The organism is Lentzea indica (assembly GCF_012184385.1).
Taxonomy (GTDB): Bacteria; Actinomycetota; Actinomycetes; order Mycobacteriales; family Pseudonocardiaceae; genus Lentzea; species Lentzea indica.
The window spans coordinates 25,904-39,790 of record NZ_VSRL01000061.1; the positions used below are offsets into that span (position 1 = coordinate 25,904).

13 protein-coding genes and 1 pseudogene are annotated in these 13,887 nt (G+C 68.1%); 11 read left to right on the forward strand and 3 right to left on the reverse strand.

Annotated features, from left to right (window positions below):
- Positions 1 to 2 precede the first annotated feature (2 nt).
- From FXN61_RS18715 to FXN61_RS18755, 10 genes and pseudogenes are all read left to right on the forward strand, one after another.
- The gene (locus FXN61_RS18715; RefSeq protein WP_167975342.1) at positions 3 to 914 is read left to right on the forward strand and encodes a carbohydrate ABC transporter permease; all 912 of its coding nucleotides are present in this window, start codon (positions 3 to 5) and stop codon (positions 912 to 914) included.
- Entirely contained in the window at positions 911 to 1,786 is an 876-nt protein-coding gene (locus FXN61_RS18720; RefSeq protein WP_167975343.1) for a carbohydrate ABC transporter permease, read from the forward strand. The genes FXN61_RS18715 and FXN61_RS18720 overlap by 4 nt, the downstream gene beginning before the upstream one ends.
- 26 nt (positions 1,787 to 1,812) lie before the next feature.
- Complete coding sequence (locus tag FXN61_RS18725) at positions 1,813 to 2,859, forward strand: LacI family DNA-binding transcriptional regulator (protein WP_167975344.1); 1,047 nt, start codon at positions 1,813 to 1,815, stop codon at positions 2,857 to 2,859.
- A 317-nt stretch (positions 2,860 to 3,176) separates the two neighbouring features.
- A complete protein-coding gene (locus tag FXN61_RS18730; protein WP_167975345.1) occupies positions 3,177 to 4,469 on the forward strand; it encodes a poly(ethylene terephthalate) hydrolase family protein in 1,293 nt (430 codons plus the stop codon).
- Positions 4,470 to 4,502: 33 nt separating this feature from the next.
- Positions 4,503 to 5,513 carry a glycosyl hydrolase 53 family protein gene (locus tag FXN61_RS18735; protein WP_167975346.1) on the forward strand — a complete coding sequence of 337 codons (1,011 nt, stop codon included), beginning with the start codon at positions 4,503 to 4,505 and terminating at the stop codon, positions 5,511 to 5,513.
- An 11-nt stretch (positions 5,514 to 5,524) separates the two neighbouring features.
- A complete protein-coding gene (locus FXN61_RS18740; RefSeq protein WP_167975347.1) occupies positions 5,525 to 6,565 on the forward strand; it encodes a rhamnogalacturonan acetylesterase in 1,041 nt (346 codons plus the stop codon).
- Between the two features lie 28 nt (positions 6,566 to 6,593).
- Positions 6,594 to 8,243 (forward strand): annotated as a pseudogene (locus FXN61_RS18745) (rhamnogalacturonan lyase family protein); the annotation flags it as partial.
- Between the two features lie 139 nt (positions 8,244 to 8,382).
- A complete protein-coding gene (locus tag FXN61_RS56400; protein ID WP_376770676.1) occupies positions 8,383 to 8,829 on the forward strand; it encodes a rhamnogalacturonan lyase family protein in 447 nt (148 codons plus the stop codon).
- Positions 8,830 to 8,939: 110 nt separating this feature from the next.
- Positions 8,940 to 9,824, forward strand: a complete 885-nt coding sequence (locus FXN61_RS18750; RefSeq protein WP_188135226.1) for an alpha/beta hydrolase family protein — start codon at positions 8,940 to 8,942, stop codon at positions 9,822 to 9,824.
- 89 nt (positions 9,825 to 9,913) lie between these two features.
- The gene (locus FXN61_RS18755; RefSeq protein ID WP_167975348.1) at positions 9,914 to 11,431 is read left to right on the forward strand and encodes an RICIN domain-containing protein; all 1,518 of its coding nucleotides are present in this window, start codon (positions 9,914 to 9,916) and stop codon (positions 11,429 to 11,431) included.
- Positions 11,432 to 11,490: 59 nt separating this feature from the next.
- Here FXN61_RS18755 and FXN61_RS18760 read toward each other — a convergent pair whose 3' ends face one another.
- Genes FXN61_RS18760 through FXN61_RS18770 form a run of 3 tightly spaced genes read right to left on the reverse strand, consistent with a single transcriptional unit; the run spans position 11,491 to position 13,362 of the window.
- On the reverse strand, positions 11,491 to 11,904 hold the full coding sequence (locus FXN61_RS18760; protein WP_167975349.1) for a nuclear transport factor 2 family protein: 414 nt from the start codon (positions 11,902 to 11,904) through the stop codon (positions 11,491 to 11,493).
- On the reverse strand, positions 11,895 to 12,701 hold the full coding sequence (locus FXN61_RS18765) for an MBL fold metallo-hydrolase (RefSeq protein ID WP_167975350.1): 807 nt from the start codon (positions 12,699 to 12,701) through the stop codon (positions 11,895 to 11,897). The genes FXN61_RS18760 and FXN61_RS18765 overlap by 10 nt, the downstream gene beginning before the upstream one ends.
- A gap of 28 nt (positions 12,702 to 12,729) precedes the next feature.
- Entirely contained in the window at positions 12,730 to 13,362 is a 633-nt protein-coding gene (locus FXN61_RS18770; protein ID WP_188135227.1) for a DsbA family protein, read from the reverse strand.
- 64 nt (positions 13,363 to 13,426) lie between these two features.
- On the opposite strand from FXN61_RS18770, the gene FXN61_RS18775 reads away from it, so the two are divergent.
- A partial coding sequence (locus tag FXN61_RS18775) for an AraC family ligand binding domain-containing protein (protein ID WP_188135228.1) occupies positions 13,427 to 13,887 on the forward strand: 461 nt, incomplete at its 3' end.

Consider the following 13,887-nt stretch of genomic DNA (forward strand, 5'->3'; position numbering starts at 1 on the left):
GCATGGCGTCCACCTGGACCGACAGACGGCTCGCGCCGTACGGCTTCCTCGCTCCCGCGATCGTCCTTTTCGGACTCTTCTTCGCGCTGCCGATCGGCTACGCCCTTCACCTGAGCCTCCACTCGGTTCAGGTGAAGGGGCTCGGGCTCGGCAGGAACGCGCGCGAAGAGGTGTGGGTCGGACTGGACAACTTCATCACCGCGCTGTCCGACCCCGAGCTGCTGGCGGGTGCGGGCCGGGTGCTGCGCTACGGGGCGATGCTCGTGCCCGCGATGCTCGGGCTGGCACTGCTGTTCGCGCTCCTGCTGGACCTGCCGCGGACGCGGTTCAGGGCGTTCTCGCGGCTGGCGATCTTCCTGCCCTACGCGGTGCCCGGCATCATCGCCTCACTGCTGTGGGGCTTTCTGTACCTGCCGAGTGTCAGCCCCGGTTACTTCCTGCTCAGGGCGGTGGGCTGGAGCGGGCCGGACCTGTTGCAGGGCGACTGGCTGTTCCTGGCGCTGACGAACATCGCGGTGTGGGGAGGCACGGGCTTCAACATGATCGTCATCTACACGTCGCTGCGTGCCATCCCGCCAGAGCTGTACGAGTCCGCGCGGCTGGACGGCTGCACGGAGACGCAGATCGCGCTGCGCATCAAGATCCCGCTGATCATGCCCTCGCTCGTGCTCACCTTCTTCTTCTCCACCATCGCGACGCTGCAGGTCTTCGCCGAGCCGATGACGCTGCGTCCACTGACCAACTCACTGAGCTCGACCTGGAGTCCGTACATGAAGGTCTACCGGGACGCCTTCATCCAGGGCGGTATGCACTCGGCCGCCGCCACAGCGGTGGTGATCGCGGTGGTGACGCTGGTGCTGTCGTTCGGCTTCCTCAAGGTGGTCAACAGGCGTACCGCGGAGCGCACACCATGAGCGCCCTGCTGGTCGGGCCGCGGGTGAAGCCGTCCGTGTCGGCACGCCGTACCTCGTGGCTGCCGACGTTCCTGTTGCTGCTGGGAGCGGTCTACTGCCTGATTCCCGTGCTGTGGGTGGTGATGGCCGCCACCAAGAGCCGCAGCGAGCTGTTCAGCACGTTCACCTTCCTGCCCGGCAACGGACTCTGGACCAACCTCTCCGAGCTGACCGCCTACCGCGACGGGGTGTACTGGCTGTGGATGCTCAACTCGGGGCTGTACGCCGGTGTGGGCGCCCTGCTGTCCGCGGCGGTGTCCGCGCTGAGCGGGTACGCCCTGGCCAAGTACTCCTTCCCCGGCCGGGGCGTGATCTTCACCGTGATCCTGGCCGGGGTGCTGATGCCGCCGATCGCACTGGCCGTGCCGCAGTACCTGCTGCTGGCGAAGGTCGATCTGGCCGGGTCCTACTGGTCCGTGCTGCTCCCCAGCATCCTGAGCCCGTACGGCATCTACCTCGCCCGCGTCTACGCGGCCGCGGCGGTGCCCGACGAGGTGCTGGAAGCAGCACGGGTGGACGGCGCTCGCGATCTGCGGCTCTTCACCTCGATCGCGTTCCCGATGATGCGGCCGGGCCTGGTGACGGTATTCCTTTTCCAGTTCGTCGCCATCTGGAACAACTTCCTGCTGCCCTACGTCATGCTCGCCGACGACGAGACCTTCCCGGTCACCGTCGGCCTCTACAGCCTGCTCCAGCAGGGCGCGAGCAAACCGGCGCTCTACACCCTCGTGATCACCGGTGCGCTGCTGTCCATCATCCCCCTGATCGCGTTGTTCCTCGGTCTGCAGCGCTACTGGCGCGTCGACCTGCTGACGGGGGCCGTAAAGTCGTGACCACCAGTCACAGCAGATGAGGACGGATGACGGACACCGCGCCACAACGGCGAGCGCGCCCGCGAACGAAGCGCCCGCCGACGATTCTCGACGTCGCCGCGCACGCCGGCGTGTCGCGTGGCACCGTCTCCCGCGTTCTGCAGGGCGGACACAACGTCAGTCCCGCCTCACAGGAGGCGGTCCACGCCGCGATCCGCAAGCTGGGCTACGTGGTGAACAGGGCGGCCCGCAGCCTGGTGACCCAACGCGCGGGCTCGGTGGCGTTCCTGCTGTCGGAGCCCCAGGAGCGGTTCTTCGAGGACCCCAACTTCACCACCCTGCTGCGCGGCTGCACCACCGCACTGGCCGAGCACGACCTGCCGCTCATCCTGATCACCGCGGGCACCGAGGCCGAACGCCGCCGCATCGCACCGTTCCTGTCCGCGCACCACGTCGACGGCGTGCTGCTGGTCTCCTCGCACCGCGGCAACCCGATGATCGACCACCTCCGGCAGGCCAACCTGCCGTTCGTGTGCTGCGGCAAGCCACTCGGTGAGCGTGACGCGGTGTCCTACGTGGCGGCCAACGACCGTGAGGGCGCCAGGGCCATGGTGCGCTACTTGCTCGAATCCGGCCGCAAGCGCGTCGCGACCATCGCCGGCCCTCGGGACACGCCCGGAGGGCTGGAACGGCTCGACGGCTACCGCGAAATGCTCACCGAGCACGGCATCGCCTTCGACAAGCGGCTGGTGGCCGTCGGAGACTACAGCCGGGCCAGCGGTGAGGCCTGCATGCAGCAACTGCTGACCAAGGCACCGGACGTCGACGCGGTCTTCGTGGCGTCGGACCTGATGGCCGACGGCGCGCTGGCGGCGATCGAGCGGGCGGGCCTGCGCGTGCCCGATGACATCGCTGTCGGCGGCTTCGACGACTCCCCTGTCGCCACCGCCGCCCGTCCCCCGCTGACCACCATCCGGCAGCCGTGGAATCGCATCAGCGAGATGATGGTGCGCCAGCTGCTGGCCCAAATCGACGGTGAAGGGCCGGCCACGGTGATCCTGCCGACCGAACTCGTCGTCCGCGAGTCAGCCTGATTCAACGGCATTGTCGAATGTGCAGTCGAATTTCGACGGGACTGTGCACGTTCACAGAATCCCATTGCATTGCCCTTGAAACGATCACATAAATGCGGTTCTATCGGAGCTAATCGTGCGTTTTGTAGCGGCCGTGCACGTTCACAGTCCGCAGCACGTATGAGCATTCCTCGCTCGATCAAAGGAGATCGAATGACCGCGTGTGCCATGCGCCGGGCGACCTGGCACGCGGTGCCCGGCATCCGCTGGACCCTCTGACCACACCGCCTCCGCTCTGAGCACTCTTCACCGCCCTGCCGAGGAAGAGGTACTTCACCATGTCCCAAATCCAGCTGTCCCCAGCGGATCCACCCGTCCAGCGAGAAAGTGGCCACTCCAGCGGGCCGCTGCGAAGAGCGGCGATCGCGTGCGCGGCCGCTCTCGGCATCCTCGCGTCCACTGTGGCCCATGGATCGGCGTCTGCCGCCGACAATCCCCACCAGCGCGGGCCGAACCCCACCCAGGCGAGCATCACGGCGAACCGCGGCACCTTCGCCACCGCGGAGACGAGCGTGGGCGGCGGGAACGGCTTCGGTGCCGCGAAGATCTACTACCCCACCGACACCAGCCAGGGCACGTTCGGTGCGATCGCGGTCGTGCCCGGTTACACCGCGACCTGGGCGGCCGAGGGCGCCTGGATGGGGCACTGGCTGGCCTCGTTCGGGTTCGTCGTCATCGGCATCGACACCCTCAACCGCAACGACTTCGACGTCGCACGGGGTACCCAGCTGCTGGCGGCGCTGGACTACCTGACCCAACGCAGCTCGGTGCGCACCAGAGTCGATCCGAACCGCCTCGCGGTGATGGGTCACTCGATGGGTGGCGGCGGAACCATCTCAGCCGCCCTGCGCTGGCCGACGCTCAAGGCCGCCATCGGACTGGCGCCGTACAGCCCGTCGCAGACCACGTCGGGACTGCAGGTCCCCACCATGCTGCTGGCAGGGCAGAACGACGGGACGAGCACCCCGGCGAGCATCATCAGCCTCTACAACAACATCCCGGCCTCGACCGAGAAGTCGTACCTCGAACTCGCCGGCGCCGGGCACGGCTTCCCGACCTCGAACAACTCCGTGATGACGCGCAAGGTCATCCCCTGGATGAAGATCTTCATCGATCAGGACGCGCGCTACACGCAGTTCCTGTGCCCGTTGCAGGACTGGACCGGTATCAGGTCGTACCGCAGCAGCTGTCCGCTCTTGCCCGGCGCCACCTTCAGCCTGGCGGGTTCCGCTTCCGGCAAGTGCGTCGACGTGCCGGGCCGGGTCCAGACCAACGGCACCGGGCTGATCATCTGGACCTGCAACGGCGCGGTCAACCAGCAGTGGACCCGGACGGCAGCAGGAGAGCTCCGGATCTACGACAACGCGAAGTGCATGGACGCCAACGCTTCCGGTCCGGGCACGCGAGTGACGATCAACTCATGCAACGGCGGCAACAGTCAGAAGTGGACGGTCAACGCCAACGGCACGGTGACCAACGCGGCGTCCGGACGCTGCATCGACACCGGCGGCACCGCCGACAACGCACCGGTCGTCGTGAACACCTGCACGGGCGGCACCAGCCAGACCTAGACCAAGCGTTCCTGAACGTGGAAAGGGCTTGTCATGACCGGAATCTCCCGCCGCAGCCTGATGATCGGCGCGGCCGCCGGAGCAGGTGCCCTCACGCTGGGCTCCGCTCCCCAGGCATCCGCCGCGACGTACGTCAAGGGCGCGGACATCAGCTGGATGCCGCAGATGGAAGCCAACGGCTACTACTGGCTCAACAAGTCCGGGCAGCGGCAGGACCTGTTCACGATCCTCAAGAGTTACGGCCTCACCGCGATCAGCCTGCGCACCTGGGTGAACCCGTCCAACAGCCCGACCAACGGCCATTGCAGCATCCAGGAAACCGTCAAGATGGCACAGCGTTGCCGGGATGCGGGCATGCAGGTGCTGCTCGGCTTCCACTTCGGTGACACCTGGAACTCCGTCGGCGTGCAGAAGCCGCCCAAGGCCTGGGCGAACATGAGCTATCCGCAGATGCGGGACGCGCTGCGCAAGTACGTCGACGACTCGTTGAAGCTGCTCAAGGCCGGCGGTGTGACGCCTGGCTGGGTGAAGATCGGCAACGAGCAGAACAGCGGCATCTGCTCCCCTGTCGGCAGTGTCAGCAGGCCGTCCCAGATGACCGGTCTGCTCAACGGCGCCTACGACGTGTCCAAACAGGTCTTCCCGGCCACGCCGGTCATGGTGCACCTGGCCCAGCCGCAGAAGATGGACAGCATCCAGCGGTTCTTCAACGCCTACCGCGGCAACGGCGGCAAGTGGGACATCACCGCGCTGTCCTCCTACGCCCAGGGCAGCAACGTGGCGCCCGTTCTCGGCAGCATGCGGACGATCCAGTCCACGTACGGCAAGCCGGTCATGCACGTCGAATACGGCGGACCGGTCGGCAAGGCCAACCAGGTCCGCGACGGGCTGCGGCAGTTCATCACCGGCACCAAGGGGTTCGGCGGCCTCGGGACCTTCTTCTGGGAACCCGCGGGCTACTCGCCGTTCACCGGCTACGACATGACCGCCTGGACCAGCAACCGCCGCCCCACCGCCGCCATGGACGGCTTCCTCAACGTCTGACAGGAGAATCCGTGTCTCTCAAGCGTCTCGCACTCCTCACGGCCGCGGTGAACGTGGCTGTGCTGGCCCCTGTGCCCGCTGTGGCGGCGACAACGGCGTTGCCACCGCAGTGCTCAGGTACCGCGCCGATCAAGTGCAGTTTCAACGTCGCACCAGGCAACTACGACGTCACCGTGGAACTGGGCAGCACCACCAAAGCCGCCAACACCTCGATGTCGGTGGAGGCGCGCAGGCAGGTCCTGAACGCCTTCTCCACCACCGCCGGCCAGATCGTCCGCACCAAGGCCACGGTCAACGTCCGCAACCCGGAAGGCCAGCCCACCGGCCAGGGCGGCAACGGCACACCGGGCCTGCAGATCACGTTCAGCGGCAACGCACCCGCGATCGGCTCGCTGATCGTCACCCCGGCTCAGGCTCCCCTGGCGGTCTACCTCGCCGGTGACTCGACAACCTGCGACCAGTCCACCGCGCCGTACGCCGGCTGGGGCCAGTTCCTGCCGGCGAGGGTTCGCGAAGGTGCCGTGATCGCGAACTACGGCGACTCCGGGGAGAGCTCCGGCAGCTTCCTGTCCAACCGCGCACTGTTCCCGACGATGAAGCCGCTGATCAAGAGCAAGGACCTGGTGTTCATCCAGTTCGGTCACAACGACAAGCAGACCACCGCGTCGGCCTTCCGCGACAACCTCACCCGGTTGATCAACGGGGTGCGCGAGCGCGGCGGCGTTCCGGTGCTGGTGACGCCACCGGTGCGCAGGCAGTTCAACGGCAGCAAGCTCACCGGGACCGCGTTGCACATCAACGGCAAGGGCGTGGACCTGCCTGCCGTGATGCGGGCGCTCGGCCGCAGCGCCAACGTTCCGGTCATCGACCTGACCGCCAAGAGCAAAGCCCTCGTCGAGTCGATGGGGCCCTCGGCATCCCAGGCGCTGTACCTCACCAGGGAAACAGGCGACAACACCCACTTCTCCGAGCGCGGCGGCGCGGAGATGGCGAACCTCGTCGTGCAGGGCGTCCGGGAGCTGAACCTGCCGCTGGCCGGCTACCTGCGCTGAACTTTCGACTGACCTGCTGGAGGTCACCATGCTTTTGCACCGACGGCGCGCCGCACCGCTCGCTGCAGGCGTCGTCGCCCTGACCTTGGCCGGCAACGGTCTCGTCGTCTCGGCGGCTTCGGCGGCGGCGACCCGGTACGAAGCGGAAGCCGCGCCGGCCACCTGTGCCGGCGCGATCGAGTCCAACCACGCCGGCTACTCCGGCAGTGGATTCTGCAACGGAGACAACACAGTCGACGCGGCGACGCAGTTCACCGTGACCGCGTCCACGGCCGGCACGGCGACCATCGCCGTCCGGTACGCCAACGGCGCAACCGACAACCGCCCCACCGACGTGCTCGTCAACGGTGCGGTCGCCCACTCCGGCACCACGTTCGACCCGACCGGCGCCTGGACCACCTGGGGCACAAAGACGTTCACCGTGTCGGTGAACGCCGGTACGAACACGATCCGGCTGGACCCCACCACCGCAGCGGGCCTGGCGAACATCGACTATCTCGACCTCGAAGCCGGTGGCGCTCCGCCCGCGGGCAAGCAGATGGAAGACCTCAACCGCGGCCTGGTCAGCGTGCGCTCCGGATCCGGCAACCTGGTCTCGTGGCGGCTGTTCGGGAACGAGCCGGCCTCGACCGGGTTCAACGTCTACCGGGGCAGCACGAAGCTGAACGCCGCGCCGATCACCAATTCCACGAACTTCGTGGACTCCGGGGCGCCCGCGGACGCCTCGTACACGGTCCGCGCGGTCGTGAACGGGGCGGAGCAGGCGCCGTCCGAGCCGTCGCTGCGCTTCACCGGCGGCAACTACCTGGACGTGCCGATCTCCCGGCCGGGAAGCAACTACACGGCCGGTGACGCGAGTGTCGGTGACGCGGACGGCGACGGCCAGCACGAGATCTTCCTCAAGTGGGATCCCAGCGACCAGAAGGACAACTCGCAGTCCGGCCGTACCAGCAACGTCTACATCGACGCGTACAAGCTCAACGGACAGCGGCTGTGGCGCATCAACCTCGGTCGCAACATCCGCGCCGGTGCGCACTACACCCAGTTCCAGGTCTACGACTACGACGGCGACGGCCGGGCCGAACTGGCGGTCAAGACGGGCGACGGCACCGTTTCGGGCACCGGACAGGTGATCGGCAACGCAAACGCCGACCACCGCAACTCCGACGGCTACATCATCACCGGACCCGAGTACCTGACCGTGTTCAACGGGCTCACCGGCGCCGTCATGTCCACGGTGAACTTCGAGCCGGCCCGCGGCAACATCTGCGACTGGGGCGACTGCAAGGGCAACAGGGGTGACCGGTTCCTGGCGGGCACCGCCTACCTCGACGGGCAACGGCCCAGCATCATCATGGGCCGCGGCTACTACGAGAAGAGCACGATCGCCGCCTGGGACTTCCGCGACGGCCGGCTCACCCGGCGCTGGAAGTTCGACTCCGGCAGCGCCGGCAGGCAGTGGACCGGTCGGGGCACCCACTCACTGTCCATTGCGGACGTCGACCGCAACGGCACCGACGAGATCATCTACGGCGGTATGACCATCAACGCCGACGGCACCGGCCGGTACACCACCAACTTCTACGCCCACGGCGACGCGTTGCACGTGAGCGACTTCGTGCCCAGCCGCCCTGGTCAGGAGATCTGGCAGATCCACGAGCAGAGCTCCGGCGCCGCCGCCACCCTGCGGGACGCGAACACCGGTGCCGTCATCATGCAGAAGAACAACACCTGCAACTGCGAGGGTCCGGCTCGCGTGTGGCCGGTGACGTGTACGCGGCAACCCCGGCGCCGAGTTCTGGGGCAAGGGCACCGGCCTGACGAGCGCGTTCAACGCCTCCGGCGGCAGCGTCGGACGAGCACCCGCCAGCGCGAACTTCCTCGCGTGGTGGGACGCCGATCCGGTGCGCGAGCTGCTGGACGGCAACCACGTCGACAAGTACGGCACCAACGGCGACACCCGCCTGCTCACCGGTTCCGGCGCACACTCCATCAACGGCACCAAGTCCACCCCGTCGCTGTCCGGTGATCTGTTCGGCGACTGGCGCGAGGAAGTCATCCTGCCCCGCGACGACAACGCCGCACTGCGCATCTACGCCACAACGACCCAGACCGACCGGCGGATCCACACCCTGCTGCACGACCCCCAGTACCGCGTGGCCATCGCGTGGCAGAACACCGCCTACAACCAGCCGCCACACCCGAGTTTCTTCCTCGGCAACGGCATGAGCACGCCGCCACGACCGAACATCCACGTCCGCTGAACCCGGCGGTCAGGCGGGTCGGCGGCACCGACCCGGCTCGTCTGACCACGGCCAAGTCTCTCGCCGCCAGCTCCGCACACCTCACCACCCTGCAAGGAGTCATCGTGTCGATGCAACGACGTTCTTTCCTGAGGCTGAGCACGGTCGCCGCGGCGACCGTGGGTAGCGCGACCTTGCTCGGTACCGGCCTCGCCAGTGCCGCACCCGCCTGGTCTCTGGGGACCGCGCCGACCACTCCGTTCGCCGTCGGTGTGCGCCAGTACAGCTGGACGCGCGGCAGCCGCCGGATCAACACCTACGTCTACTACCCCGCCACCGGCACCGCCGGCGGCAGCCCGGTGACGAACGCCCCTACCGCCAACGGTGTCTTCCCCGTCTACAACTTCACCCACGGCTTCGGCAGCAGCCCGCAGAACTCCCTGTTCATCATCCGTGCCCTGGCCTCGGCGGGCTTCGTCGTCCCCGCCCCGCACTTCAACCACAACTTCAACGACGTCAACAACGGCAACACCTCCAAGGACGTCTCGCAGGTCCTCACCAACACCCTCGCGCTCAACGCGAGCGGTCCGCTGGCCGGGCGCATCAACACCAGCGTCGGCGTCGGCGTCTCGGGCCACTCCCTGGGCGGCATGGTCACCCACGGCCTGCTGACCCGCTGGGCCGACAGCCGGATCGTCTCCGCCAACCCGCAGTCCTGTGTGGACATGGGCAACCCCGCATCGTCGGTCTCCGCAAAGGTCCTGTTCGTGCACGGCGACCGGGACTCGACCACGTCGTACTCCTCGGCCCGGCAGGCGTACACGGAGATGAGGTGGCCCAAGGCGTTCCTCACCTTCGTCGGCGGCAGTCACACCAGCTTCTGGAGCGACCAGCGCTTCCCCAAGACCGTCGTCGACTGGGCCCGCTGGACCATGTACGGCGACACCGCCGCACGAGACCGCCTGCCCGCCGACGCGGCCGGGGCCAGGACCAAGTGGGAAGCCCAACTGGGGTGACACGCTGACACGAGACCTGCCGGGGCACCACCTGGGCGGTGCCCCGGCATGGCGCCGACAACCCTTCGCAACCGCATTGGACGGGCTCGATGACACAGTCTTTCCACGAAAATGCCTCACCGCGACGTCGGCACAGACGCCGCACCGCACTGGTCCTCGTCGGCGCGCTGATCGCGAGCGGCGTCGCAGCAGTGATCGCGGGGCCGTCGGCTCAGGCCGCGGTGATCGACCCGGCGGCCTACTACCAGATCGTGTCGGGGCACAGCGGCAAAGCCGTCGCCGTCGCAGGCCAGTCGACCGCCGACGGCGCCGTCGTCGAGCAGCGAACCCGTGCCGACGCGGCCGGCCAGCAGTTCCAGTTCGTCGACGCCGGCAGCGGCTACCACAAGCTCCGCGCCCGCCACAGCGGCAAGGTGGTGGACGTCGCCTCGGCGTCCACCGCGAACGGCGCGAACGTCGTCCAGTGGACCGACAACGGTGGCACCAACCAGCAGTTCCGGGTCACCGACACCGACAGCGGGTACGTGAAGCTCATCAACCGCAACAGCGGCAAGGCACTCGACGTGCGAGACCAGTCCACTGCGGACGGAGCGCGGATCTCCCAGTACACCGACACCGGTGCCACCAACCAGCAATGGCAGCTGGTCCGGGTCGGCGCGGCGCCGAGTTACGCCGGCTACCTGTTCAGCCACTTCACCGGCGAGGGCTCCTCCACCGGTGAGCAGGTCTACTTCGCCCTCAGCCAGGGCAACGACCCGACGCGATGGCGTCAGCTCAATGGCGGACGCCCGGTGCTGACCTCGGCCATCGGGACCCGCGGCGTGCGCGACCCGTTCATCCTCCGCTCACCGCAGGGCGACAAGTTCTACCAAATCGCCACCGACCTGCGGATGTACGGCAACGGCAACTGGGACCAGGTGCAGCGGACCGGCAGCAAGTCCATTGTGGTCTGGGAGTCGACCGACCTGGTGAACTGGAGCGCGCCGCGACTGGCGCGGGTCTCACCGGACGCCGCCGGCAACACATGGGCCCCTGAGGCGTACTACGACGAGGGCCTCGGTCAGTTCGTCGTGTTCTGGGCGTCAAAGCTCTACTCCCCCAACGATCCGAACCACACCGGCAACACCTACAACCGGATGATGTACGCCACGACGTCCGACTTCCGCACCTTCAGCGCCGCACAGGTCTGGGTCGACAAGGGTTACTCGACGATCGACTCGACCCTCACCAAGCACAACGGCACCTACTACCGCTTCACGAAGGACGAGCGGGGCTCGTCGCAGTCTCCGTGCGGCAAGTTCGTCCTCGCGGAGAAGTCGGCGACGATCCTCAACCGCAGCTACTCGTTCGTCGCCGACTGCATCGGCAACAACGCGATCAGGCAAGGCGAGGGGCCGCTGGTCTTCAAGTCGAACACCGAGGAACGCTGGTACATGTTCATCGACGAGTACGGCGGCCGGGGCTACGTTCCGTTCACGACCACCGACCTGACCACCCGGCAGTGGACGCCCGTCTCCAGCTACACCATGCCCGGCCGGCCGCGCCACGGCACCGTCCTGCCGGTCACCCAGGCCGAGTACGACCGGCTGCTGCAGCGCTGGGGCTGAGCCGCCCTGTGGTGGGCCGCGCCGTCGACCAGGCGGCGCGGCACCATCGCCGCCCACCATCACGGGGTGGCGGCGTCGCGGACCAGCGCGGTGTCGACGAACTGTTCGAACCGGACGATCAACCCGCCACGCACCGTGAAGTGGTGTGCCACCCGAACGTTCAGGGGCTTGCGAGTCGTCTTGTGGGTCGCGGTGTAGCGGGCCAGGACGACGACGTCCTCGCCGTCCACGACGTAGGTGTCGTCGTGGGCGACCCAGCCGTCCCAGTCCTGCGCCAGTTTCTCCATCACCTCGCTCGTCACGCCCTCGGGTGTGCGGTAGGTGCCGGCGAGTGGGAAACCGGCCATCTCCGTCCACTCCACGTCGGGGGCGAGGGTCGCGCGCAGGGCGTTGAGGTCGCCCGCGGCGGAGGCGAGGTACTGGCGCCGGACCACGGCGGCCGGCGCCGTGTCTTCAGCCGGAGTCAGCCCCACGTCATCTCTCCCTTCGCGACCTTGGTGCCCAGCGAGGCGGCGATCCGCAGCCCGGCGTCCGGGTAGGCGGCCAACAGGCTTTCCTCGGCCGCTGCGGCGTTGTCGGCGTCGGCCACGGTCTTCTCGAAGAGCCGCAGGTAGTCGCGAGTGTGCCGGATCGCGGTCGTGTCGGTGGGCGCGCCGGCGACGCGGTGGCCGGCGACGACGAAGGTGGGGTCGAGCGCTTCAAGACCGTCGAGGAAGCGGAGCCATTCCGCGCGCTCTTCGACACTCGGCGTGTCAGCGGTCCACACGTGCAGCCCTTCGAACAGCAGCACACCACCGAGCAGGGCGCGGCCCGCCGGCTCGAAGACGTACCAGGCGCGGTCGCCGAGAGCCTCGCTGCCGCGGCGCACCTCGAGTTCGACGCCGTCCACCGTGACCGATGGCGTGGTCAGCGGCGCGATGTCGACCAACCTGGTGGGCAGGTTGGCGCCGAGGTGCGCCCAGGCGGCCAGCTTCTTCTCATAGGTCTCGCGGATGTGGTCGATGACGTCGGCCGGCGCAACGAACACCGCCTCGGGGAAGGCGTCGGCGACGACCTCTGCACCGAAGTAGAAGTCCGGGTCACCGGCGGTGATCAGCACGGTGGTCAGCCGTTTGCCGGCGTCGAGGACCTCGGCGACGATCCGGTGCCCGTCGGCCCTGGTGAAGGCCGCGTCCACCACGACCGCCTCCGTGTCACCCGTGACCAGCGTGCTGGTCTTGTTGAGCGAGCTGTCGGCCGCGTCGATGATCTTGTAGGTGAGGGCGCTCATTGCTCTGTTCCTTCGGGATTGTTCGTTGTCATTCGGAGAGGGCGAGGTGCCGGTCGATCGCGTCGGTGAGCTGGGTGGCCGTCGACGTGGGACCGCCGAGCCGGATCACGCCGGTGTCGGTGTGCAGCAACAGGGTCGGGTAGGAAGTGACCCCGAGCCGGGCAGCGCGCGTGAAGTCCTGTGCCGCCGCGGTCCTGGCTGCGGGCGAGGCGAACCCGGTCACGACCGCGTCCGCGTCCATGCCCTGCTGCTCGGCGATGTGACGGTAGGTCGACGCCTCCGACAGGCTCAGCCCGTCGAAGTAGAACGCCCGCTGCATCGCCTCCGCCGACTCCAGGGCCCGGCCGGGAGCGGCCGCCCGCAGCGCGGCGAATCCGGTGGCGGCGGCCGTGGAATCCATCTTGAAGCGGCCGTCGGCGACGAGCCCGTGGTAGCCGGGTCCGAACTCGACACCGGTCAGCGCGGCGATGCGCGCGTTGGCGCCCGGCACGTACGTCATGGTGCCGATCGGCGCGACCTGGGCCCCGGTGAACAGGCCCCCGCTCACGACGTCGAGCCGGACCCGCCCGGCGTTGGCGTCGGCGAAGCCGCGGACCGCCGGGCCGAAGCCGTAGCACCAGCCGCAGCAGGCGTCGAACACATAGGTCAATCTCACTGCCATGACCAGAAGGCTATGGATCTGGCCTGGGGTTTTCACGGTAGCTGCGAGACGTAACATGGTAAAAATGGGAACCACGCTCCCGGACGCCATCCGGCCTGTCCGGTATGCGCCACCGCCCGGTGTGACCGGAGAGATCGAGCTCACCTCACTGGCGCGCATGCGGGCACGCGGCGGTCCACGCGAGTTCATCGCACCCCAGCGCCTCGACTTCGACCTGCTGATCCGCGTCGAGTCGGGCAGCACCGTGCACACCGTCGACTTCACCGGCTACCCGCTCGAACCCGGCGACCTCATCTGGGTGCGCGCCGGGCAGGTGCAGCAGTGGGGCGCCATCGACGACATCGAGGGCCCGGTCTTCCTGTTCACCCCGTCCGCGATCGACACCGGTACGTGGGAGCTGATCCGGTCGGCAGGTGTGGTCACCCCCAACCACTGGGCCACCACCACGGTCGCGGGCACGCCCGCGGCGGCCGCCCTCGACGCCGCGCAGGCCACCGCCGCGACACCGGTACCGTCGGCCGCGAA

Bases quoted from the DNA above. Each gene is read 5' to 3' on its own strand.
- FXN61_RS18765 (WP_167975350.1), bottom strand. From the start codon at position 12,701: ATGAGCGCCCTCACCTACAAGATCATCGACGCGGCCGACAGCTCGCTC.
- FXN61_RS18770 (WP_188135227.1), bottom strand. From the start codon at position 13,362: ATGGCAGTGAGATTGACCTATGTGTTCGACGCCTGCTGCGGCTGGTGC.
- FXN61_RS18730 (WP_167975345.1), top strand. From the start codon at position 3,177: ATGTCCCAAATCCAGCTGTCCCCAGCGGATCCACCCGTCCAGCGAGAA.
- FXN61_RS18720 (WP_167975343.1), top strand. From the start codon at position 911: ATGAGCGCCCTGCTGGTCGGGCCGCGGGTGAAGCCGTCCGTGTCGGCA.
- FXN61_RS18755 (WP_167975348.1), top strand. From the start codon at position 9,914: ATGACACAGTCTTTCCACGAAAATGCCTCACCGCGACGTCGGCACAGA.
- FXN61_RS18735 (WP_167975346.1), top strand. From the start codon at position 4,503: ATGACCGGAATCTCCCGCCGCAGCCTGATGATCGGCGCGGCCGCCGGA.
- FXN61_RS18715 (WP_167975342.1), top strand. From the start codon at position 3: ATGGCGTCCACCTGGACCGACAGACGGCTCGCGCCGTACGGCTTCCTC.
- FXN61_RS18750 (WP_188135226.1), top strand. From the start codon at position 8,940: ATGCAACGACGTTCTTTCCTGAGGCTGAGCACGGTCGCCGCGGCGACC.
- FXN61_RS18725 (WP_167975344.1), top strand. From the start codon at position 1,813: ATGACGGACACCGCGCCACAACGGCGAGCGCGCCCGCGAACGAAGCGC.